This is a genomic window from Psychrobacter sp. (assembly GCF_049295055.1).
Classification (GTDB): domain Bacteria; phylum Pseudomonadota; class Gammaproteobacteria; order Pseudomonadales; family Moraxellaceae; genus Psychrobacter.
Genome location: NZ_JBAQQF010000049.1, coordinates 41,227 through 64,723 on the forward strand (window position 1 = coordinate 41,227; position 23,497 = coordinate 64,723).

At 41.7% G+C, this 23,497-nt stretch carries 22 protein-coding genes; 7 read left to right on the top strand and 15 right to left on the bottom strand.

The annotated features are described in order from the left end of the window. Positions 1-80: 80 nt before the first annotated feature. On the top strand, positions 81-1,052 hold the full coding sequence (locus WAZ74_RS06855) for a GTP pyrophosphokinase (protein ID WP_422307167.1): 972 nt from the start codon (positions 81-83) through the stop codon (positions 1,050-1,052). Between the two features lie 220 nt (positions 1,053-1,272). Here WAZ74_RS06855 and WAZ74_RS06860 read toward each other — a convergent pair whose 3' ends face one another. The 4 genes from WAZ74_RS06860 to WAZ74_RS06875 form a co-directional block, all read right to left on the bottom strand. Then, the gene (locus tag WAZ74_RS06860) at positions 1,273-1,662 is read right to left on the bottom strand and encodes a DsrE family protein (protein WP_422307169.1); all 390 of its coding nucleotides are present in this window, start codon (positions 1,660-1,662) and stop codon (positions 1,273-1,275) included. A 179-nt stretch (positions 1,663-1,841) separates the two neighbouring features. Then, complete coding sequence (locus tag WAZ74_RS06865) at positions 1,842-2,384, bottom strand: acyl-CoA thioesterase (protein WP_422307171.1); 543 nt, start codon at positions 2,382-2,384, stop codon at positions 1,842-1,844. Positions 2,385-2,428: 44 nt separating this feature from the next. Further along, positions 2,429-3,478 carry a YheT family hydrolase gene (locus WAZ74_RS06870; RefSeq protein ID WP_422307173.1) on the bottom strand — a complete coding sequence of 350 codons (1,050 nt, stop codon included), beginning with the start codon at positions 3,476-3,478 and terminating at the stop codon, positions 2,429-2,431. Positions 3,479-3,581: 103 nt separating this feature from the next. Next, a complete protein-coding gene (locus WAZ74_RS06875; RefSeq protein ID WP_422307175.1) occupies positions 3,582-4,193 on the bottom strand; it encodes a YigZ family protein in 612 nt (203 codons plus the stop codon). Positions 4,194-4,392: 199 nt separating this feature from the next. On the opposite strand from WAZ74_RS06875, the gene WAZ74_RS06880 reads away from it, so the two are divergent. Both WAZ74_RS06880 and WAZ74_RS06885 read left to right on the top strand, forming a co-directional pair. After that, positions 4,393-5,097 carry a pseudouridine synthase gene (locus tag WAZ74_RS06880; protein ID WP_422307402.1) on the top strand — a complete coding sequence of 235 codons (705 nt, stop codon included), beginning with the start codon at positions 4,393-4,395 and terminating at the stop codon, positions 5,095-5,097. A 382-nt stretch (positions 5,098-5,479) separates the two neighbouring features. After that, complete coding sequence (locus WAZ74_RS06885; RefSeq protein ID WP_422307177.1) at positions 5,480-6,556, top strand: disulfide isomerase DsbC N-terminal domain-containing protein; 1,077 nt, start codon at positions 5,480-5,482, stop codon at positions 6,554-6,556. Positions 6,557-6,882: 326 nt separating this feature from the next. Here the strand turns inward: WAZ74_RS06885 and WAZ74_RS06890 are convergent, their stop codons facing one another. Then, entirely contained in the window at positions 6,883-7,533 is a 651-nt protein-coding gene (locus WAZ74_RS06890; RefSeq protein WP_422307180.1) for a DUF2939 domain-containing protein, read from the bottom strand. A 477-nt stretch (positions 7,534-8,010) separates the two neighbouring features. Between WAZ74_RS06890 and dnaJ the strand changes: the two genes are divergently transcribed. The 3 genes from dnaJ to WAZ74_RS06905 all read left to right on the top strand — a co-directional run bounded on the left by dnaJ (position 8,011) and on the right by WAZ74_RS06905 (position 11,160). Further along, positions 8,011-9,141, top strand: coding sequence for a molecular chaperone DnaJ (gene dnaJ, locus WAZ74_RS06895; protein ID WP_422307182.1), 1,131 nt, complete (start codon positions 8,011-8,013; stop codon positions 9,139-9,141). A 233-nt stretch (positions 9,142-9,374) separates the two neighbouring features. Then, positions 9,375-10,217, top strand: coding sequence for a 4-hydroxy-tetrahydrodipicolinate reductase (dapB, locus tag WAZ74_RS06900; protein ID WP_422307184.1), 843 nt, complete (start codon positions 9,375-9,377; stop codon positions 10,215-10,217). 52 nt (positions 10,218-10,269) lie between these two features. Further along, complete coding sequence (locus tag WAZ74_RS06905; protein WP_422307186.1) at positions 10,270-11,160, top strand: hypothetical protein; 891 nt, start codon at positions 10,270-10,272, stop codon at positions 11,158-11,160. A gap of 227 nt (positions 11,161-11,387) precedes the next feature. On the opposite strand, the gene WAZ74_RS06910 is transcribed toward WAZ74_RS06905, so the two are convergent. The 9 genes from WAZ74_RS06910 to erpA all read right to left on the bottom strand — a co-directional run bounded on the left by WAZ74_RS06910 (position 11,388) and on the right by erpA (position 20,502). Beyond that, positions 11,388-12,563, bottom strand: a complete 1,176-nt coding sequence (locus WAZ74_RS06910; protein WP_422307404.1) for a type III PLP-dependent enzyme — start codon at positions 12,561-12,563, stop codon at positions 11,388-11,390. A 117-nt stretch (positions 12,564-12,680) separates the two neighbouring features. Further along, a complete protein-coding gene (gene def / locus WAZ74_RS06915) occupies positions 12,681-13,226 on the bottom strand; it encodes a peptide deformylase (RefSeq protein WP_422307188.1) in 546 nt (181 codons plus the stop codon). A 214-nt stretch (positions 13,227-13,440) separates the two neighbouring features. Next, positions 13,441-13,695 carry a GlsB/YeaQ/YmgE family stress response membrane protein gene (locus tag WAZ74_RS06920; RefSeq protein WP_422307190.1) on the bottom strand — a complete coding sequence of 85 codons (255 nt, stop codon included), beginning with the start codon at positions 13,693-13,695 and terminating at the stop codon, positions 13,441-13,443. Between the two features lie 386 nt (positions 13,696-14,081). Continuing rightward, positions 14,082-15,599, bottom strand: a complete 1,518-nt coding sequence (locus tag WAZ74_RS06925; protein ID WP_422307192.1) for a Mur ligase family protein — start codon at positions 15,597-15,599, stop codon at positions 14,082-14,084. Positions 15,600-15,933: 334 nt separating this feature from the next. Beyond that, complete coding sequence (locus WAZ74_RS06930; RefSeq protein WP_422307194.1) at positions 15,934-16,563, bottom strand: copper resistance protein NlpE N-terminal domain-containing protein; 630 nt, start codon at positions 16,561-16,563, stop codon at positions 15,934-15,936. 212 nt (positions 16,564-16,775) lie between these two features. Further along, a complete protein-coding gene (locus WAZ74_RS06935; protein ID WP_422307196.1) occupies positions 16,776-17,303 on the bottom strand; it encodes a disulfide bond formation protein B in 528 nt (175 codons plus the stop codon). Between the two features lie 67 nt (positions 17,304-17,370). Further along, positions 17,371-18,954, bottom strand: a complete 1,584-nt coding sequence (gene gshA / locus WAZ74_RS06940) for a glutamate--cysteine ligase (protein ID WP_422307198.1) — start codon at positions 18,952-18,954, stop codon at positions 17,371-17,373. A gap of 268 nt (positions 18,955-19,222) precedes the next feature. Continuing rightward, positions 19,223-19,579, bottom strand: a complete 357-nt coding sequence (locus tag WAZ74_RS06945) for a roadblock/LC7 domain-containing protein (RefSeq protein ID WP_422307200.1) — start codon at positions 19,577-19,579, stop codon at positions 19,223-19,225. Between the two features lie 554 nt (positions 19,580-20,133). Continuing rightward, positions 20,134-20,502 carry an iron-sulfur cluster insertion protein ErpA gene (gene erpA / locus WAZ74_RS06950; RefSeq protein ID WP_089555628.1) on the bottom strand — a complete coding sequence of 123 codons (369 nt, stop codon included), beginning with the start codon at positions 20,500-20,502 and terminating at the stop codon, positions 20,134-20,136. Between the two features lie 425 nt (positions 20,503-20,927). Between erpA and WAZ74_RS06955 the strand changes: the two genes are divergently transcribed. Continuing rightward, the gene (locus WAZ74_RS06955) at positions 20,928-22,940 is read left to right on the top strand and encodes an ABC-F family ATP-binding cassette domain-containing protein (protein WP_422307204.1); all 2,013 of its coding nucleotides are present in this window, start codon (positions 20,928-20,930) and stop codon (positions 22,938-22,940) included. Between the two features lie 104 nt (positions 22,941-23,044). Here WAZ74_RS06955 and WAZ74_RS06960 read toward each other — a convergent pair whose 3' ends face one another. Further along, on the bottom strand, positions 23,045-23,407 hold the full coding sequence (locus tag WAZ74_RS06960) for a septal ring lytic transglycosylase RlpA family protein (RefSeq protein ID WP_422307206.1): 363 nt from the start codon (positions 23,405-23,407) through the stop codon (positions 23,045-23,047). Positions 23,408-23,497: the final 90 nt, after the last annotated feature.

Sequence of the window (23,497 nt, forward strand, 5' to 3'; positions counted from 1 at the left end):
TAAATTAATTTTTTTCAAGCGTTTATAATGTAAGATACAATTATCGACTTCTCGTGACAATCTATCCAATGAGCTATTAAATGAATGCAATACTAAAAGAATATGACAGTTCAAAGATTTTATTAGACAATTTAGATAGGACTCTTCTAAATCTAATAAATTCTCTACTCGAACAAAAAAGTATTAGAGTCCATCAAGTACAGACTAGAGTTAAAGATAGAGATAGCTTGGAAAATAAAATTATAAGAAAAAATGATAAATACGGATCTCTAAGTGATATTACAGATATAGTTGGTGTACGTATCATTACTTATTTTGATGATGAAGTAGATCAAATTGCGGCTATGATTGAAGAAGAGTTTGTTATAGATCAGGACAACTCAGTAGACAAGCGGAAAATAGATAATGATAAATTTGGGTATAGAAGCCTTCACTATGTGGCTAATTTAAAAAGAGATAGGATAAACTTACCAGAATATTCTAGCTGTGGAGAGCGTAAGTTTGAATTCCAAATTAGGACAATCTTACAGCATTCTTGGGCAGAAATTGAGCATGGTCTAGGCTACAAAGGTGAGTTTGAGATCCCCTCTACTGCTAAACGTACTTTTTATAGAGTTGCAGCCCTTCTAGAACAAGCAGATATTGAATTTGTGAAATTAAAATTAACCATAGCGGAGTATGAGAGCAGTTTGAGTCAGAGTATCAAAAATAATCCTAGTCAAATTGAAATAAATAAAGCTTCATTAACTTCATTCATGACAACAAATGATAATGTGATTAATTTTGAAGATAAGGTATTTTTGCATGAGTATGGTTTGGTTATCACGGAGGCAGATGTTGATAGCTTTGATCACTACCGATTAATAAATAGAATTAAAGACTTAGGTATTAAAAACATAAAGCAATTGGAAGAAGCTTATTTGAAAAATGAAAGACTGCTTAGGGAAAGTATTAAATCTATTTTTCCACTGACAACTAATACTATCAAACGAGGTGATTCTGTGTTAATACTTCTAAATTATACTACTTCTAATTATGAAATTCAGAAGTAGTATAATCAAAATATTGATATCCCTTCAAATGTGGAGCTTTTGTTAAAGTTGTTCTGACAATTATTAGGATTTATAAGTTTATTCTATGCTGTCTAATAGTTCGTTTTAAATATTTTGTAAACTGACTTACTATACAAAAAAGAGGCTGACCCTCAAAGCCATCAAAAGATGCTAAAGAAAGCCAACCCATTTTTATAAAATAACTAATTAGCTCAAACATTTAATTCAACTGCAATGACCCTTTCGCATTCATCAGCAGTTCAACCACATCATCACCGCTAATCACTTCAAAGCGATGGTCGATCGCTGATTCTTCGACACCGTTGTGTTTCATACAAGCGGCGCAGACCAATACTTGACCGCCTTTTTCGATAAAGGCTTCTAATAATTTGCCAGCATGTTCAAATGGCGTACCAATATCGACGTTATTTAAAGCGTTTGGCAATGCCAAATATACGGCATCTACCATCAATATGACTGATGCAGAGTGACCTTTTTTCAAAGCAATGCCTGCCATGGTAAAGGCTAAGGTAATTTTGCTTGGGTTTGATTCGCTATTATCGAACAGCGTGCCGACATAGTCAGTGCGATAATCCGTATTCTTAGCCATGTTATTTTCCTTATTAGACTTTAATTAAACAATATTTAGTTGGGTAAAATAAGTACTCAATCACTATCCTAGCATAAACTATGCTTTTTTATATAATGTATTGTCATGACTTAGTAGTTATAAGGTTACTGATCAGATAGTACCGGATAAAAACGCTGCTAAAAAAGAGCTAAGGCTTCTTAAGCCTCAGGCGGCCACGGTCGGTCGGCATCACTGACGATCCACTCTGCCACATAGCCGCTCGGTGGTAATTTCCAATCGGCTTGGTCTACAGCTGCCAATATACGTGACGTTTCGATGACTTTGCCGCCTTCAGTGACGCCAGTGCGCAGTAGGGCAGATGAGCAAGGCTTACCCTTTACCCACATCGATTGCTCAATATATATCCAGCGCTCATCGAATCCGACGATTTTGGTCTTTAGCGTGACTTTTTCAAAGGCGCGAATGCGCTTGCGGTATTGGATGGTACTGCCAGCGACTACCAAACCCCAACGCTGCTTGAGCAGTTGTCTGCCAAGCCCACTACGTACTGCAAAGTCGGTACGTCCCAAGTCATAAAGCGTGAGTACGCGACCATTATTCATCTCTAAGAAATTATCGATATCTGATAAGCGGCAGCGAAAGGTAATCTCACTCGTCTCTTTAAACGTTAAGGTATTGCCTTTTTTGACTTGTAGCGCGGCATGAGCAATGGTGCTGGCATAACGAATAAATGGATACATAGAGCAGTCTCAAAAAATTAAAAGGTAAAATTCATATTTTTATTTTATGATTCATTAGAGTCTACGCCGATATGGTTAAAATAGGCGCTCACAGTTTCAGGTATCCAGTTGATATCAAATCTTGATTTTTTATAAAGATGCGGTGATTTGTCTTTATAAGAGCGATAGCGAATAAAGCCTACGTGCCCGCCATGCTCAGTGTCTAAAATAGTGACACTGTCAGAGACATCGTTTGGTGTGGCGGTAAAACCAAGGAAAGGATCGTCTTTGGCACTAATTAATAATAGAGGCTTTGTCACTGTTATCAAGTAAGGAAGAGCTGATGAGGCTTGGTAGTAGTGATTGTTAGAGCGGTAGCCATGACGCGGCGCGGTAAAGATATCATCAAAATCACTGATACGATTGACCGCTTTAATAGAGTCGATCTCATCTTGAGTAATGTCATTGGCTAAGGCTTTTTTGATAATGGGGTTGAGCAAATAAGGGGTATAAATTCGATGGCTTAAAAAGCCGTGCATACTAAGCGCCGCCGATGACATATCAACCGGTGCAGAAATCACAGCCGCACCTTGGCAGATTGCGTCGTCACCATATTCGCCCATATACTTTGCCAACGCATTACCACCAAGTGATACCCCAGCCGCATAAATATTAGCGTATTGCTGACTTAAATTTTGCAGTGCATGATGTACTTCATCGGTATCACCAGCATTATAAAAAACCCTGCCATTAGCAGGAATACCGCCGCAACTGCGAAAGTGCGCGACGACAAAGTGCCAGCCTTGCGCATGCATCTCATACGCTAAAGCGCGCGCATAATGACTGTCGCTGCTGCCTTCCATTCCATGAAATAAAACAATTAATGGTGTCTGCTCACGCTCGCCATCGTTTATTGTCTCTATAGGATAAGCATCATAAAAATCATAAGCGATGTCTGTTTCAGCAAGCGAGTCTTGCTTGATAACGCGTCTATAATTTGGCGTTTTTGGGGCAAAAAATTTGGGCAGGATACTTTGTAGATGTGGATTGGTCAGCCAGAATGGTGGTTTAAAAGGGGCAGGCGCGAATGGCTTGGTTGCTGATGAAGTTGGCATAGTGACGTCTTTTATAATGGTGGTTAAAAATCGTTATTAATAATCAGTGCTTTATCATACCGATAGCAGTTATCGAAACCAATTATTTTCAGTGAACGCATGGTTACTCATTCAATTTTTCAGACGCATCTAATACGCGCCCATCCATCGCAAGGCGTTCTTTTAAGGGCTCTATATTTGCTTCAGCAAGCGTCACGGTCAAAGTCACTTGTTTACTATAAGCGACATCATCGATACTGCCATTTAAACTGTCGACTACATAGCGGCACTGCGCTTCGGTGGCAAACTCTGCCAATATCTGTACTTGCGCCATTGGTATATAAGGATTTAACGTCATCTCATCGACAGCCGCTTGCGCTGAGCCTGCATAGGCACGGGTCAGACCGCCCGCGCCAAGCTTAATACCGCCAAAATAACGTACGACGATGATAATGACGTTGCCGATGGATTTGTGTTGCAGCACATTTAATATCGGTCTTCCTGCGGTACCATTGGGTTCACCATCGTCATCAAACCCTGCGCTAGTAGTATTATTGGGATCGCCAATGATATACGCCCAGCAGTGATGACGTGCATCAGCGTATTGTTGACGTAAATGTTCCACGTGAAACATGGCTTGTTCACGTGAGTTGACCGGATAAGCGTAGGCAATAAACTCAGATTTTTTAATTTCTAAGCGCGCAGTGACGGCACGTTTTAGCGTTTGATAGCTCATATTTCATCAGGTCTAAGTTGGATATGGTAAACTTGTCTAACTTTCACTGTGGTCCGTATTTGGCGCAGTGTAAATTTCATTTTTCATTATAGTACCACTTCTAACCATTGAAGATAGCCAACAACAAACGTGTGAGTGCATGCGTCGTTGGCATCTTATTGAGGAGAGTGAGTATCCTAAAACGGATGGGAGGCAATATATGCGTCTAGATAAATTTCTGAGTAAAGCCACTGAGCTGTCGCGTAAAGAATCGAAAAAAATTCTGCACGCTGGTGAAGTGACGGTAAATGATCAAGTCATCAAAGATCCAGGTGTACATGTCGATATCATCAACGACGATGTGATTTGGGCAGGCGAGCCATTATCGGTCGCTGCGGGCAGTCGTTATATTCTACTACATAAGCCTGAGGGCTTTGAATGTACGCTTAAAGTGAAAGAGCATCCTATCGTCACTGAGCTGATTGCGGTGCCAGAGCTTGGTAGCTTGCGCATTGCAGGGCGTCTTGATGTTGATACGACAGGCGCATTACTGATCAGTGATGATGGTAAATGGTTGCACCGTGTCACCAGTCCTAAGCACGAACATGCCAAAATCTACGAGCTGACGCTAGCGGATCCAATGGATGCAGCGGCACAAGCCAATGCTGTAGAAGAAGTGGCGCAAGGTATCTTATTAGAAGGCGACCATGAAGAAACCAGACCTGCCGTTCTCGAATTCATTGACGAGACGCATGCACGTTTGACATTAGAGCAAGGTAAATATCATCAAGTCAAACGTATGATGGGTTACTTTGGCAATAGAGTCACTGAGCTGCATCGCGCCAGTGTCGGTCATATCACTTTAGATGGTTTGGATAAAGGTGATAGTCGCTTCTTAACGCCGGAAGAAGTGGCTAAGTTTTAAGTTTACGTCCAGTTAAATTCTAAAATACTCCATTGAAAGTATCTTTCTAATATTAGCTTATAACATCAGCAGCCACTAAAAAGTGCGCTGCTTTTTGTCGTCTGCTGATGTGAGTTATTTCTATCAATTGGTATTAAGAGTTGCCTGTGTTGCCTATCTCTTAAAGCTCAGTAGCAGTTTTGCAAAATTGAGCCTTTAAGACTTTGAAAAAATCTTGCTTGTGCTACAGTCTGCCTATCTTTTTTAATCTATGTTTTTAAATACTGTTATTTCTACATACCGTATTTATCATTATTTAAAGTTTTCCTTATTAAAAAACTCATTACTAAATAATTCATTATTGAATAACTGTTGTTATCAAAAAACAGATAGGACAATCTCTGTGAAATTCCCTGTATTAAAATCTGCTAGCTTAATTAGTGTTATGTTATTGGCAACAACCGCTTGCGCGCAGCCAAGTGCTACCGACATGACCAATAAAACAGCAAGCCAAAACAACACCCAAACTAGCCAGAATACTAAAGCTACTGGCACAGTCAGCAAATCTATCGATAGCCGTTTGCGCCAATTGCTGACTGAAGCAGGTATCAAAACGCAAATAATCTCGATTGTACCTTCTAACTTACCCAACATGTATCAAGTTAATGTAGATGGGCAGTTGCCTCTACATATCACCGAGGATGGTAAATATGTCATTCAGGGCGAGCTACAAAAGAACCCAAGCAAGCGAGTAGTCACTAAAGTACAGCAGCGTAGTAATAGTGCACAAATAGGTAAGCCAGTTAGTGCCAGTATTAAATCTGATATATTGGCAAATATGGGCGCGCTTAAAAATATGAGTGCTAAAACGCCTTTCTTTTATACCGCCGTACCAGGTGTTATTTGGGGCGCAACATTAGAAGGCGTGCCTTTTTTATTATCTGATGATGCGCAGTACATCACCGATGGCGAGATATCAGTCATTGAAAACGGTCAGTTTACTGGACTTGATACCACGTTTGAGAAGCTTAAAAACCAGTCTGTATTTACTACTTTGGATGAGGCACAGTTAATCAATTATCCAGCGACGACTACCGAAAAGGCGGTTATTTATGTAGCAACCGATGTGAATTGCCCGTACTGCCGTTTATTACATAAGCAAATGAGCAGCCTAAATAAAAAAGGCGTGACGGTAAAAACTATTGGCTATCCTATCTATGAAGAGTCGCCTGAGCAAATGCGCGGTATTTGGTGTCAAGGGAGCGATGAAGGTCGCCGTAAAGCCTTAGATAAAGCCATGTTGCAAGGTAAGATGACCGCAGCACCAGCAAGTTGTAAAGTCAATCATGTGACGGCCAATCGCGAAAAAGCGGCAGGTCTTGCGGTCATGGCGACGCCTGCCATTTATCGTGAAGATGGCGTACTGTTTCAAGCGAGCTTTGAGAGTCCCGAGTTTTTAGAATTTTTGGGAGTAGAATAATTGCATTAGCTTGACTCAAATTTATCGTATCAAGTGCTTAGTAATAATGATTAATAAGAAAACCGCCCTATTAGGCAGTTTTTTACTTTTTTAATAACAGCTTAAGCTTATATAAACTACGGTTAATAAATCTAGAGTCTATAGTGGATCCACTTTAAAAAAAATACAATGCTACTGGGATTAATTATTCGCAGCCTCTGTCTGCATAGGCACAGCAAGCAAGAAAAATTGATACCAGTAGCACGTTATAATATTTGTATTTGTTTTATTTAGAACTGACTATACAAGAAAAGAAGCTATAAAAAAATAATCGATCAAAACAGCATTTAAGGTAAAACGATATCAACGATTTTCCAATCAATAAAGCCCTGACGCTGCATCTCTATGGTAAGTGGATAACCTTTGACCTGACCAGTTATCGTGAAGCAGTTGATGCCGCAATAGCTCAATTTTGGCTTATCACTATCAGATCCTTGCGCTGCTTGCTGCTCTAACTCACCCGCTTGTTTTTCCATAATCTGTTGCATCTGGTTTTTCACCACCGCATCGATGTCGCCACGCTGGATAATTAGATTTTGAATCAGGTTTTTTAAATCCACCTGATTACTAGCAATAGCCCATGCTGCGGCCAGCTCTTTGGTGGCAGTATTGGCTTGACCTTGGGTGTTGATTAATTTTTCGATATTTTGTGGCGTGATTGCGCCGTCTACAGCTTGGATAATAAAGCCATTTGCTGCCTCTTTTAATGGCTCGCCGCCCAGCTCAGCGACTAATGGATATTTGGTCATAGTCACGGCAAATTGACTGGTCAATTGATTTTGAATACTTGGGCGCACTTGTTCATAGTCAATAGCCGCTGCGATAGTGGCGCCGTCTTTGGCATCATAGGCATTTTTAAGCTGATAAGCGCTGTAATAAGGCGAGCCTGCATAGACAGTAACTACAATGACAATCAATAAAACAATCAGCTTTTTCATAAAAATCAAACCCTTATCACAAAATCGAAAACTTAATAATAGTTAGTGTAAATCTAAAAACTCGACAGTATGGCGATCGCACTATTGAAAGTATAGCGACAAATACTAGCATGGCTGACGTTTTTTAAGGTACGAAAACCTTTGTTCATTCATTAATGAAACCTTTTTAATGCTACTAAAGAGTCTAATTACCACTTTGTTCCGCTCGCAACTTGATAAATGCTGCTGCCATCTCCATAAATAGCGCAAACTTTTAATAATTGATTTGGCTAAGCAGCATCCCACCGTATTGCTTGTAAGATTCATACGATTATCATCTCTGTTCTTTATACTCCACTATGTTTCATGTGAAACCTTTGGGTACGATGATGGACAGTATTAAAATAATTGTTCGTTGACTAGCGTTGATAAAATGTATTGACGAATTGGATTGATGAATCGGCCAAGTGGTGAACTGTAAAGACGATAGGAGAGCCCATGAGTAAGCGCGATTTTTATGAAGTATTAGGTGTCAGTAAGACTGTTGAAACCAAGGAAATCAAGCGAGCTTACCGCAAGCTTGCCATGAAATACCATCCTGACCGTAACTCTGACGATCCTGATGCGGAAGAGAAGTTTAAAGAAGCATCGATGGCTTATGAAGTACTGAGCAACGAAGAAAAGCGCTCTGCTTATGATCGCATGGGTCATTCAGCTTTCGAAAACGGCATGGGCGGTGGCGGTGGTGGTAGCGGTAATTTCCAAGATATCTTTGGTGATATCTTTGGTAACTTTGGCGATATCTTTGGTCAATCACGTGGTGGCGGTGGCGGCGGACGTTCGCGTCGTGGCTCAGATTTGCGTTATGTGATTGAGCTAACTTTAGAGGAAGCGGTACGCGGCTGTAAAAAAGAAATCAGCTTTACCGCACCTGCGCCTTGCGAGACTTGTAATGGTAAGGGCGCAAAGAACGCCTCTGATATTGTGACTTGTCAAACCTGCCACGGTCAAGGTCAAGTGCGTATGCAGCAAGGCTTCTTTGCCGTTCAACAAGCCTGTCCACATTGCGGTGGTACTGGCAAACAAATCAAAAACCCTTGTTCTGACTGTCACGGTAATGGCGTCAAAGACAAATCGCGTACGCTAGAAGTCTCTATCCCAGCGGGTGTTGATGATGGTGATCGTGTCCGCTTAGCGGGCGAAGGCGAAGCGGGCGGCGCTGGCGTACAAAACGGCGACTTATACGTCGAAGTACGTGTTAAACCGCATAATGTTTTTACTCGCCAAGGTGCGGATCTTTATATGGACGTGCCAGTTAGCATTACTGATGCGGCACTCGGTAAAGAAGTGGAAATCCCAACTTTAGATGGCAAAGTAAAAATCAAAGTCGCTGAAGGTACGCAAAGTGGTAAGCTCTTACGTGTACGCGGTAGAGGCGTGACGCCAGTACGTACGACGATGAAAGGTGATTTGATTTGCCGTGTGGTTATTGAGACACCAGTAAATTTAAACCGTGAGCAAAAAGAGTTGTTACGTCAATTCCAAGATACGCTTGATGGTGATAGTAAGCATCAGCAGTCGCCACACAAAAAATCTTTCTTTAAAAAGATTGGTGAACTATTCGATTAATAGCATCGTTTAATCAAATAACTAAATCATAAAAGCCCAATCGTTTCACGTGAAACGATTGGGTTTTTTTTCGCTAATGCTTTTAGTTAGTGGCATAAAAAACCATTCATCGAGGATATTTGCTAAACTTGGTATAAATAGACTGAAAAAATAGTTTCTCTAAAAATTGTAATAATAATCTCATTAAAATACCACTAATAACGATAGCACTAAAACATATTTAGGATAAAGATATGACTCAGCAAGCAAGCAATAATACAAATAAAGAGACGATTAAAATTGGTGTCATCGGTGCAGGCGGTCGTATGGGACGCATGCTCATTGAAGCCATACAAGATAATCCACAGACCACATTGAGTGCGGCAATTGAACGCCAAGGCTCAAGCCTTGTCGGAGCAGATGCTGGAGAAGTTGCCGCTATCGGTCGTTTAGATGTGCAAATAGTTGATGATTTACAGGCTGTGATTAATGACATTGACGTCTTAATTGATTTTAGCTTACCTGCTGCGACTGAGCAAAATATGCAGGTTTGCGCGGCAAATAACGTCGCGATGGTCATTGGAACGACGGGCTTTAATGAGCAGCAAGAGCAAGTACTGGCAACAGCAAGTGAGCACATTGCTATTGTGTATGCGGGTAACTATTCGACAGGCGTTAATCTGTCATTAAAATTGCTAGGTATGGCTGCTAAAGCTTTTGGCCCTGAAGCAGATGTAGAAATCATCGAAGCACATCATAAGCATAAAATTGACGCACCATCTGGTACTGCATTTATGATGGCAGAAGCAGTGGCAGAAGCACGCGGACAGAACCTAAAAGACGTTGCCGTTTATGGCCGCGAAGGGCAAACAGGTGAACGTGAAACTGGCACCATTGGTATTCATGCGATACGTGGTGGCGAAATTGTTGGTGACCATACCGTGATGTTTATTGCGGATGGCGAAGTCGTTGAGATTACCCATCGTGCCCGTGCGCGAATGACTTTTGCTGCTGGTGCGGTGCGCGCCGCTACTTGGATCGTTCAGCAATCTGCTGGTCAGTATAATATGCAGGATGTATTGGGCTTAAATGATTAGTGCTTAAAGGCGTAAAGGCTTAGACATAACTATTAATAATAAGGAGTAGCGCATGGGTATAGGAAGATATAATTTGCTAGTTGCGACCGTTGGTAAAGTATCAACCCATACTTGCCAAATAGCGCTCGCTCTCAGCCTTGCTATGTTATCGATAGTCGTTCAAGCTGCTAATAATCAAACGTATGTTATCCATACTTATGGTGGTGAAAGCTTATTGCCAGCGGTTCGTCAGCAATTGAATAGCAGCCGCGACGGCGGTACGGTCGCCATTTATCAAGATAAACTGATATTGCAAACCACAGCGGCAAATTATCAAGCCGTACAGCAGTTACTGTTACAGATTGATCGTCAGCCGCAAGCGCTGACGGTATCTGTGCGTGTTGGTAATAACAGCAGTAGCCAAGGTAATATCCAGCAAGGTCAGGTAATTATTAGCAACCGCGGTATCCAAGGCGCAGGAATTATTAATCAGCGCAATAGCCAGCAGCAATCCGACAACTTATACCAAGTACAAACCTTATCTGGTAGCGCTGCAAGCATCAGTACCGGTACGCTTTATTCACTAAACCAAACCTATACTTCCAACAGTTATCCAACCTATAATCGACCGTCGGGACAGATTATTATTCAGCAGCAAGTGTTGTTGCCAACGACCCAAGGTATCGCCGTTACGCCAAGACTGCTAGCAAATGGTCAGATTGAAGTAAATTTATCACAAGCAGAAGAGCGGCTTGTACGCTCCAATGCTTCTTATTCTCAAAATAATTATGGTAATAGCGCCATTCAAGGTCAACGATTAGACAGCACCATTATTGTGCCGCGAGGGCAATGGGTGACTATCGGGCAAATCTCTCAAAACAGCCAAAACCAAAGTTCAAGTTATGGAAGTAACCGTACAAACACTCGCAGTGGTAGCGTACCTATTTCACTATTGGTACAGTAGGCTATCGTCAAAACACCTTAAAAACGCTACGGTACTGCTGATATAAATTTTTTGCAGCCTCTGTCTGCGTAGGCACAGCAAGTAAGAAAAATTAATACCAGCAGTATGTGTTGTATCGATATTGCTTTTCACTGCTTGTATCTCATAAGTAATAAAACAAGCATAAAAAAGCGCAGCATTATTATTCACAATGACACGCTTTTTTATTGACGATAATTTATGAAAAACTAGTCAATATAAACCACCTCTAGAGGTGGAAAACCATTGAATTCAATTGACGAATAAGAGTTGGTATAAGCGCCAGTGGCTAACCAAAATATCTGGTCACCAATCTCAAGCTCTTCTGGTAGCTGATAGTCGGTTTCTTCATACATGATATCAGCCGAATCACAGGTCGGACCTGCCAATACTACCTTGCCTGCACTGGTTGAGGTTTCCATTTTAGGGGTATATACAGGGTATTTAATGGCTTCACCCAAGGTTTCGATTAAGCCTTGAAATAAGCCCACATCGGTATAGACCCAGCGTGTGGTATCGTCATGCGACTTACGTGAAATCAGCACGACCTCACTGACCAAAACCCCAGAGCTTGCCGCCAATGAGCGACCCGGCTCCAAGATAATCTCCGGCATATCTTCAACACCATAACTATCCACTAAATACTGCTTTACCGCTTCAGCGTATTCCTTGATCGGATTGATTTTACTTAAGTATTTAGCAGGGAAGCCACCACCTAAGTTAATCATTTGCAGCTTGATACCTTGTTCTTTCAACAGCTGCTCAAATATATGTTTAACTGTCACCAAGGCGTCATTCCATACTGCAACCGATTTTTGCTGACTGCCTACATGAAATGAGACGCCATAAGGTACTAAGCCTAAGTCACGTGCTTGGATTAGCAACTCAGTCGCCATGACTGGATCACAACCAAACTTGCGCGATAGTGGCCATTCAGCAGTGTCTGAACCTTCTACTAAAATGCGTACGAATACATTAGAGCCGGGTGCATGGGTAGCAATATTTTTAAGGTCGGCTTCTGAGTCAGTCGCATATAGTCGCACGCCTTTTTCATAAGCGTATTTGACGTGTTGTGCTTTTTTAATGGTATTACCGTAAGAGATACGATTGGCATCAACAGCGCAGTTAAGCACGCGATCAAGCTCATAAATAGACGCGCAGTCAAAGTTCGAGCCAAGGTCAGCAAGTAAATTAATTACCTCAACCGCAGGACTGGCTTTCATCGCATAATGAATCTTTGCCTCAGGAAAGAGTGCAACCATTTCGTTAAATTTGCTTTTGATACGACTAAGATCAACGACTAAGAAAGGGGTTTCACGACCTTCAGCAGCTTGAGTGAATTTCTGCCAGCTGGCAGGGTCAAAATATTGGTCAATTTTGATCATGGTCATGCTAGGGAACCCTTAATAAAAACAATAAAATAGGTATATAACGAATGCAGGTGGCAAGGTAAAGCTTACACCGATGGACACCGATATGAAATGACAGTAACGCTATTGGGATTAAACAGTGGTTGGCTGTGGCTGCTTATCGGCTTCTTGCTTTTCACGTATTTTTAGTACTTTGCGCACTTTATCACGAGCGCGGGTTTGCTTAAGATTTGATAAATAATCTACAAAGATAACCCCATTTAGATGATCCATCTCATGTTGAATGCAGACGGCAAGTAAACCTTCGACTTCTTCATCAATCGCATTGCCATCTTGATCAAGTGCTTCGATACGCACTTTATTTGGGCGCTCAACTTTATCATAGACATCTGGAACTGATAAACAACCTTCTTCGTACGGCTGCTTTTCTTCAACCAATGGGGTGACTTTCGGATTAATAAATACCCTCGGGCTGTCTTTATCTTCTGATAAATCCATCACGATGAGCTGAATATGGCGATCAACCTGACTGGCAGCCAGACCAATGCCTTGCGCATCATACATGGTCTCAATCATATCGGCGATTAAGGTTTTGATTTCAGCAGTAACTTCCTTAACGGGCGTTGCAATCGTGCGCAAGCGCGGGTCGGGATAGCTTAAAATAGGGAGTAACGCCATAAGGCTCACCTCAATGATAAAGATAAAAAATAGGTTTGATATTATAAGATAAATGGGGGCAAAAGTAATGTTTATCAATACTTTCCGGCAACTATCGTTATTCAGAGTTTTAAAAGACTAAGATTATAAATTTTAATGAGAAAAGAAAAAGGCCTTGCGATAAGCAAGGCCTTTATTTATAAAGTTTCTATTTAGTCATGTGAGCTATGCTCAATTATACGCGACGTTTACTCATGATCATTTCATAGATAAACAGTAGGATAATCGCACCGATTACTGAGAAGATAAGGCCTGTAAAGCCACCATCAGCATTGATACCGATTAGACTAGCAACAAAACCACCAAGCATTGCACCGACGATACCAAGCACGATAGTCATAATCCAACCCATAGGGTCACTGCCTGGTTTAATCGCACGTGCTAATAGACCTGCGACCAAACCTACGATAATCATCCAAATAAAGCCCATGTTCATTCTCCTAATTTATAATAATCAATTTTATTGTATTTAATATTTTATCTAGCAGTCTCTCGCTCTAACCCAGCAGCGCCTCGCTAATGTCGATGAATATATTGTAGCCATTAGCAGTTATTAAAAATAAGCGCAAAATGTTACCTGTGTAGGGGCTCTGTGAGGAAATTAGCTTATTTGCTATGTTGCAGGTAGATTAGGTAAACGAAAGGTTAAAAAGGTAGTCGAGTCGCTAACGCTATAAAAGATAAATGGCTATCACAAATCAAAATAAATATTAGAAGCTATAAACTATAAAATAAAAAAGCGTAGCTCGTCGACAACGATACTACGCTCTAAGTTAGCGCTAATTTAAGTTTTTTAATCTGCTTTAAGTAGTCAGACTATTTGCTACTTAAAGCAGTTAACAGACGCTGATGAATCCATTCAAAGCCGCCATTAGACATAATGACAATCGCATCGCCCGCTTTTGCGTGCGTGCTGATATGCTCAATAATAGTATCGACACTAGAGATGACTTCTTGGTTAGCTACATTAGGGTTTGTGGCATTGGCGTGTTCAATGACTTCTCTTAGACCCCATTCTAGACCTGTAGGCTCATACCATAACGTATAGTCGGCGAGGGCAGCAGACTCAGCTAAGCTATCTTGATGGATACCCATCTTCATGGTGTTACTACGCGGCTCAATGATTGCCCAAATGCGTCTACCCGCCAGCTTTTTCTTAGCACCATCTAAGGTGGTCGTAATCGCCGTTGGATGATGAGCAAAATCATCAAACACTAAGATATCGTTCACATCACCAATCAGCTCCATCCGGCGTTTGATACCTGCGAATTCTGATAAGGCTGCACAAGCAGTTTTAATACTAACGCCAACATTATAAGCAGCCGCGACGGCAACGAGCGCATTATTGACGTTATGAATACCGCTCATCGACCAATCTACAATGGCAGACGGCGTGTTCCCATGCTCGTCTTCTTGAAAACTGACTTTAAATTGACTGCCATCTTCGCCAATAAGTTCGGCTTGCCATTCACTATTATTGGCAGCACTATTTTCCTCATTGTTAGCTTGCTGATTGTCGGTAAGCTGGTTAGAAAGATTATTAAGGACAGTGGTACGCCAAATGGGCGTCCAAACGCCTTTTGCCAAAGTATCTTCTAGGCTAATGGTCGCTGCTGGCATAATGATTTTACCCGTGCTTGGAATCATGCGCACCATATGATGAAATTGGGTTTGGATAGCATTTAAATCTTCAAAAATATCTGCGTGATCAAATTCAAGATTGTTCAAAATGGCAGTACGCGGACGGTAGTGGACGAACTTTGAGCGTTTATCAAAAAACGCCGAATCGTATTCGTCGGCTTCAATGACAAAGTAGCCCGTATTCGCTGAGTCGTCATTGTCGCTTTTTTCTGCACCCAAATAACTGCTATGAGCAAAAACCTGCTGCAAATGCTCGTCAGGGGTATCGACCAATGGCACACCACCAATCAAAAACCCAGTATCAATACCAGCATAATGTAGTATCCAAGCGAGCATCGTCGTCGTCGTGGTCTTGCCATGAGTACCTGCCACTGCTATGACATGACGTGATTGCAATACCTGCTCAGATAAAAATTGTGGGCCAGAAGTGTAGCGCAAACCCGTATCAAGCATATATTCAATCACATCCATGCCACGCTTCATGGCGTTACCAACAACCACTAAGTCCGGCGCAGGCTGCAAATGCTTTATTAAGTAGCCTTCTTGGATAGTGACGCCAGCATGTTCAAGTTGGGTAGACATCGGTGGATAAATATTGGCATCTGAGCCAGTGACCGTATGTCCAAGCGCGCGCGCGAGCAATGCCAGTGAGCCCATAAAAGTACCGCAAATACCAAGAATATGAATATGCATAGATGTTCCGTACCAGCTTGAATAAAAGGAATAAAAATCTAGAATTAACCCGTAAAAGATAGAGGTTTATATATTTATCATGATCTAAAATTAAACTTAACACTGACTCAGCTATGTTTAATACGAGCTATATTTTTGATAAACAGCTGCCAATATTTACTAATATAATAGTGTGCAGACCAGCGCTCATTGTAAAGTAAACGTGGTTCGTTGACCAATAAAAAACGCCTAACAAGTAGGCGTTGTGCAATTTATAAAGCGGTCTTATCTATGCTCACCCTATCTATAGAGTATTGCATTCTTTATTCTCGTATTTCTTTATTCAGGTGTTTGTTTATATACGAGACAACGTATAGTCTTCATCAGGATTTTTGCTTTCATCCATCATAACTAAATGACTGTCTTGGATATGGTAGGTTTCGATCTCTTTGCTCTCATAAACAATCGTAATCACATCACTGTCTTGACGATAGACACCGGATTCAACTAAGGTTGGTTGCGGCGATTCAGCATTATTAAAGAGACTGGTTTTTAGTACAGACCCATCAGCAAATAAATTCAAAGTAATATTGATACTTTCGCAAGATGAGCATGGCACTACGCCACCATAATCACCCATTAACGTGGCTTGCAGCGTACTATCGCTACTCAATGCTGAAATCATCGGTGAGTTATGCGACCTCGCGTTTGCGTTGGCAGAGGCAATAAGTGATTGTCCTTCCTCATTACTCACTTCATCCGCTAAATCTTTAGCATCGCTTTTTTGTGCAACAGCATCATCATTTTCCGCATTAGTATTCTGTGTACTATTAATCGGTGCACCTTGAGTCATCTTATTATTGGTAGAAGATGACGCACTGTCGCAGCTCATAAGCAGTATACATACTGGCACTGCCAATAGTGGGCGCATACAGCGTCTGATGACGGCCAGAGTAGATAAGGAGACGGGCGAAAAATATATCATAGTGATACCAAAAAACCGTTTTTAAATAGTATTTTTAAATATTGCCAGCATTATGCATGATCTAAAGCGATAGTAAAAATCATGATAATGACTAGCTTAACGATAATAAGTAAACTGTGCGAGCCTGACTTCGTTAAATTATGTGTTAAGAGCGACTGTTTCGTTTTTAAAGGGTTGTAGCTGATGAACCTATGATAACTGTCAGTCGTTTACTAAGCGTGACGGTTAGAGATAGCAGGTCGTACGATACGCCATAATATTAGTAGATGAGTTAGTATCAGGATGCTAAACAGAATCAAGGACTGCTCAGGGATACTCAATCCCAAAAACGTCCACTCAATAGACGCACATTCACCAGAGCCGGCAAAAACTTCTGATAATACCTGCTGCATGGGTAAGGTATCGAGCCAATAATCTAAACCTGGACCACAGGAAGGAACTTGATCAGCTGGCAAATGCTGTAGCCAAACATGGCGCCCTGCGACTGCAGCTGCCCAACTGATACCTGCCAGACTACCAAGCCATAATAGTAATCTGATGACCATTGATTTGGGATTGAATAAAGCCGCGATTAACGCAAAGCCGCCCATTACCATCAGCCCAATACGCTGAAAAATACAAAGCGGACAAGGTGAAAATCCCATATAGCGCTGTAAGAAAAACAGCGCAAAACTCATACCTATAACGGCCATTAGCACTAAAAATATTTGCAGATTGCGGTAGGTGGTCAGCTGTAGCATGGGACAAATACTCTTATAAAATGCGCGTTGATGAATGAAAAAATGTACAGCAAAAGTGTGTAAGTAATTAGCGATATTGCTGTAAGAAATCCATAAAGTCTTCTGTTTCGGCTTCTTCCATCGCAGCTTGCTGTAAGATTGATTTTTCGGCCAGCACTTCATATTTGGCTTGGGTGTTTGGACTGAGTGTTTGCTGCAATAGTGAGTCGCGATGCTGCTGAGCCAGGGTAAAGCCTAGCTGCCATAAACTGCCCAAACGCTTACTATCAGAGTTCACTTGTGCAGAGATGGTCGATTCAGAGTGACCTGCCTTACCTTGCATCAAGGCCACTGCCACACGATAATCGTTGCCACCATAATGGGCATCAAGTAATTCAGCCAACGGCTGCATACGGTTCAAATGCATGAGCATCCAGCTCTCAAGTGATTGCTCAGTGCCATTATTGAGGATTTGCAGGTTTTCACGGCGACCTTCATTGACGACGCGCTCAATGTTGACGGCCAATGCTTCTTCTTCCTCTGGCATCAATTCAGGCGAATCACTGAGTAGGCAGTAGAGCGCCATCACTTCTAAAAAGCAGGCGCTCGACAGACGGATACCGATATCGCTATAAGGGTCTAGATCAATAGCGCGAAACTCAACATAAGCAATACCACGACGCTCAAGCGCTTCGGTCGGTGTTTCACCACTTAGAGCAATTTGCTTAGGGCGAATAGGGCTGTAGTATTCATTTTCTATTTGTAGAATATGGTTATTGATTTGAATAGGGTTGCCATTCTCGTCATCTAAACCCAGTTTCTCAAAGCTTGCATGCGGTGTTTGAATGGCGCGGCGTAGACCGTCGACATATTCTGGTAGATTGTTATAACGAATATCAAGATGTTCTTGCACGCTATTGGTATAGCCAAGCTTACCCATACGCAGGCTAGTTGCAGTGGGCTTGTAGTAGGTTGAGTCATTAAACAGTTCTAGGTCATGATCAATTCCTGCGACAAAGCAGGGACACACGCTAGGACTTGCTCCTAATAAGTACAGCACCAGACTGGTTAGACGTTTAAAGTTACGGATAAGACCCAAATACTTATCATTTCTAAACTCTGTTAGAGTGAGCGCTTGCGCCGCTGGTGTTTGATCTTGCCACGCTGAAAATAAATCATCACCAAATGATAGGTTGTAATGTAAGCCAGCAATAGTTTGCATCCGGCGACCATAACGGATACCGAGCCCACTACGATATAAGGTTTTTAGCTTACCCGTATTCGAGCTGCCATAGTCTGCCAGTGGAATATCTTCATCATTAGCAGACAGCATACAAGGCATGGACAGAGGCCACATCAGCTCATCTTCGGGCATACCTTTATAAACCAATAAGTGCAGCTGACGCAGCATATTAAGCGTCTCTTTTGGCGACGACTTAGGGTCAGTAATCAGCTCAAGCAAGCTTTCTGAGTAATCGGTCGTGATAAATGGATGGGTAAGTTTCGAGCCAAGTTTGGCTGGATGCGGCGTTTGTGCCAAATAACCATCAGGCTTGACGCGTAGACCTTCTTTTTCGATACCGCGTAGCATGCCGGTTAAGTGCTTGCTGGCAAACCAGTTTGGAATATCAAAATCGACAAAGCTACTCGCAAAATTACTCATAATGGTCATCTATTGTTAATTGGTGATGGTCGATCGAAACATAATTGCTGTCCGATCGTAAAAGGGGTGAGATAATCACGTCAGTTTAGCCCAAAGCCAGTCTAAAAACTACGCGAAATTACAAAACCAGTAAGCTTCATCAGGTCATGAATTGGGCATTATATGAAGCAAAAAAAGCACCTACGGATAAGGTAGGTGCTTTAAGTATCATCAATTCATGCAGTAGTTTTTTAGAAGTCACAAATGGATTGATAATTGTTTTCGAGGCATAAAAGACTTACGAGAAGTCCAGTTCTGTCTCAAAGCTTTTTAGATTATGGCGTGCCAAAGCAAGGTTAGACTTTTGGCGATCAAGTACTAAGTATAAGAACAAAGTGTCATTACGTACCAATGGACGTAGCAAATGATATTGCTGACCAAGAGTAATGAGAATATCTTCGATGTTTTCGTTCAAACCTAAAGATTCTGCGACTTTACGCTTAGCGCGTAATACGTCAGTGTTACCAGCAGCGGCAAGCTCAAGGTCAATACCAGAACCTAGGGTTGCCAATGCGAGACCTGATTCGCTGTCTACTAATGCTGCTGCGATAAAGCCGTCAATGTCGTTCAATGCATCAAGTGATAACTTAGCCATGTGAGTGTACCTTAACTATTTTGGGATATGAATAGGATTGCTTTTCAGTTATTGGCGCTTGACATCAGGGTTAGGTTTTATAATATTTATTGTGCTAATGGCATCATAAAATGATTCATATTGACGCACAAATACCAGCCTAACGAATTATCAAACCAACGACCGCTTCTATAGCAATGAGCCAGTATGCTATTTAAAAGCAAAATCTTATAATAAGTAATCACAATATGGGATTGTGTAGTGCAACTACTTAAATGAAGCGAGCATTTAAGCATATCCTCATAGTAATACAATTGTAAACCGACTAAACGCACTTTTAACCGGATTAGCGGTAAAAAATGCATTTTTTAGTATACGAATGCACACTATATTCTGTCCCAATCTTTTTAAGGTACAAATTATCCTGTTTATAACGGCTGCTGAGCTGGAAGCTATTAAGTTGTCAGCCATTATGAAAAGCGATTAAATAGGGCGCTAGTAAGTTATAAGCGTTCAAATAAATAGCTCATCAATAAACCGCTCTCAATTCAACGGTTTTGCATAGGAATATTGGCTTAAATAGAAAACGATGAACCACAGCCGCAAGTCGTGGTGGCATTAGGGTTGGTCACGACAAAGCGCGCGCCTTCTAAGCCTTCAGTATAGTCAACGGTAGAGCCTTGTAAATATTGATAGCTTAACGAATCGACCACCAAGGTGACATCGTTATTATCAAAATTAGCATCATCTTCATTGAGCTCATTAGCAAAGTTAAAGCCGTAAGAGAAGCCTGAGCAGCCACCGCCAGTGACATAGACACGTAGCATCAGATTGCTATCGCCTTCTTCTTCGCGCAGGCGACGTACTTTTTGGGCAGCGCTATCGGTTAGGTTTAAAACGGTTGGATCTACAGGTTGGCTTGAGCTTGGGTCAAATTGGTTCATGTCTACCTCAATTGCTAAAATCAAATGATATTATTTTTTACTGACGCGAGGTCGTCTATTGATACTGGATAGTGCTGGTTATTTTCGCTGGCAACTGTGGTATAGCCGTTAGGTTAAGATTAAGGCTGTCAGTACTTAACTGCATGATGTCAATAGTGTTTTGCTAGTATAACATAATTGGGGTAATGATTGATTTGTCAAGGGTGACAACAGCGTTTGCTATTATATAAAAGGGTAATATGCGTTAATTATTTTTGACTGACAGTACAGAATATTTAGCAGTATAAAGGTTTGAATTTAAAATACTTATTTAATTGTTTGCCTATCGGTTAGGCGTTTGAAATAATAGCCGCCAGTAAACATGCCAGACGTATGTTTTTCCTATTGCCTTATGTTTTATATTACCGCTGAGATGAAGAAATTATATGATCGAATTTAAAGACGTTGGTGTTCGCCGTGATGGTCGTGAGTTGTTTGCGGGCGCAAGCTTCCAGCTACATCCGGGCCATAAAGTTGGCTTGACGGGCAATAACGGGACCGGAAAATCGACCTTATTTGCCTTGTTATTGACACGAATGGGTACTGGCGATACCGAAGTGACGCTTGATAAGGGCGAAGTGAGTATTCCTGATAGTTGGCATGTGGCGCACATGGCACAGGAAGTTGGTGCAACCACACAGACCGCGATTGATTATGTACTGAGCGGTGATGAGCAGTGGTACGAGATTAACGCTGCTTTAAATGATTTGAGCAGCGTCAGTGATGAGCAGATTGGGGTATTGCATCAGCAGTTTGATGAAATTGATGGTTATCGTACACCAACCAAAGCTGCGCAAATTATGGCAGGTTTAGGGTTTAATACTAACCAGCATGAGCTACCAGTAGAAGGGTTTTCGGGTGGTTGGCGTATGCGTCTAAACCTTGCCAAAACCTTGATGAGCCGTGCAGACTTAATGCTACTTGATGAGCCAACCAACCATTTGGACTTGGATGCAATTTTGTGGTTAGAGACTTGGATTAATGCCTTTACAGGTCTTGTCATTGTCATCTCGCATGACCAAACGTTTTTGGATAATACCGTCGGTCATATCTTGCACGTTGAGCAGCAAAAAATCACCCTTTATACTGGTAACTACCAGCAGTTTATTCGCACGCGTCATGAGCGTATGGCGCAGCAGCAGCAAGCTTTTGAGAAGCAAGAAGCGACTAAGGCACATTTGGATGACTTTATTCGTCGTTTCCGCGCTAAAGCCAGTAAAGCAAAACAGGCGCAGAGCCGTATCAAGCAGCTTGAGCGCATGGCAGAGCTGTCACCTATGATGGCCGACAACCCGTTCTCGTTCCGTTTTTATGAACCAGCTAACATGAGCTCGCCGCTGATTGAGCTGACCAATGCGGATATTGGCTATAGCGACACACCGCTGCTTTATAACGCCAATGTGCAAGTCACCCCTGATACTCGTATCGGGCTGCTAGGAATGAATGGCGCAGGTAAATCGACTTTGATTAAAGCATTGGTGGGTGAGCTTGGCGTATTAACGGGCACTTATAATGTCTCGGATACGCTCAAACTTGGCTACTTTAATCAGCATCAAATGGATGCGTTAGATGCTGTCGCCACTCCGCTACAGATGATGCGCCGCTTGGCTGGTAAAACATCAGACGCTGAATTACGGTCTTTTTTGGGTGGTTTTGACTTCCGTGGCGACCGTATTGATACCCCGAGTGAGCTATTTTCAGGTGGTGAGCGTGCGCGCTTAACGTTAGCATTGATTGTTTGGCAACGTCCGAACGTCCTTGTACTCGATGAGCCAACCAACCATTTAGACTTACAAATGCGTCAAGCATTGACCATCGCTTTGCAGGGCTTTGAAGGAGCAGTGGTGCTGGTATCGCATGACCGCGAGCTGATTGCTAACGTCTGTGATGAGCTGTTTTTGGTACATGATGGTCAAATCGATGAGTTCGATGGTGACATCAGTGACTATGGCAAATGGCTTGCAGAAAAGCGTAAGCAAGAAAATTCGCAAGATAAGAATACCAGTAAGAAAAAAAGCAAAAAAGAGAGTAAGAAATTTGTTTCACGTGAAACGAATGACGGTGAGCTTAATAAGCAAGTTGGGAATAACGAGTCTCAACCTGCGCTGAGCAAAGATGCGCAGCGCAAATTTGCCGCTGAACAACGTAAGTTAACCGCGCCTATTCGCCGTGATATCGAAAATACAGAAAAAGCGCTGGCTCAAATTGACGAAAAATTAGCGACTCTTGAAACAAAGCTTGCCAATACCGAGTTTTATGAAGAAAGCCGTAAGTCTGATTTAATGAAACTACTTAACGAGCAAACCGCACTACAGCAGCAACATAATGATAATGAAGAAAAATTATTGCTAGCAATGACGACATTAGAAGAAATGGAAGCCGGTACCAGTATTGGTTAGCATTGCAAAACACTTATCACTTATTTTTTAATCGAAACCAAGTGATAAAGTTTAGTCATTAAAAAGGGAAGGCTTATGCCTTCCCTTTTTATTATTTTATGTGCTTATTGCATACGATATTTACCATCACCATAAGAGAGGATTTTCATCGTAGTCGTACAAAGCTGACAGTTTATTTGACCAGCAGCGGCTTTCGATAAATCAAGAATTCGACCGCGAATAAAAGGTCCTCTATCTGTAATTTTTACGATCACGCTCTGCTTTGTCTTTTGGTTAGTCACTTGTACCTTCGTACCAAACGGCAGCGTTTTATGTGCGGCGGTGAGGGAGTTCATATTGAAGATACTACCACTAGCAGTACGTTTACCATGGAATTTACTACCATAGTAACTGGTGTTCCCGGCAAAAACGGTGGTACTTAATAATAGTGATAACGTGATAACCAAAGACTTAATTAAATAAGACATTTAAAACCTGTATTCTATTGATGAGATAGACAGATACTTTTGCCTATGTTATTCACACTCCCTATGAGTACAAATAATACAAAGTATCTT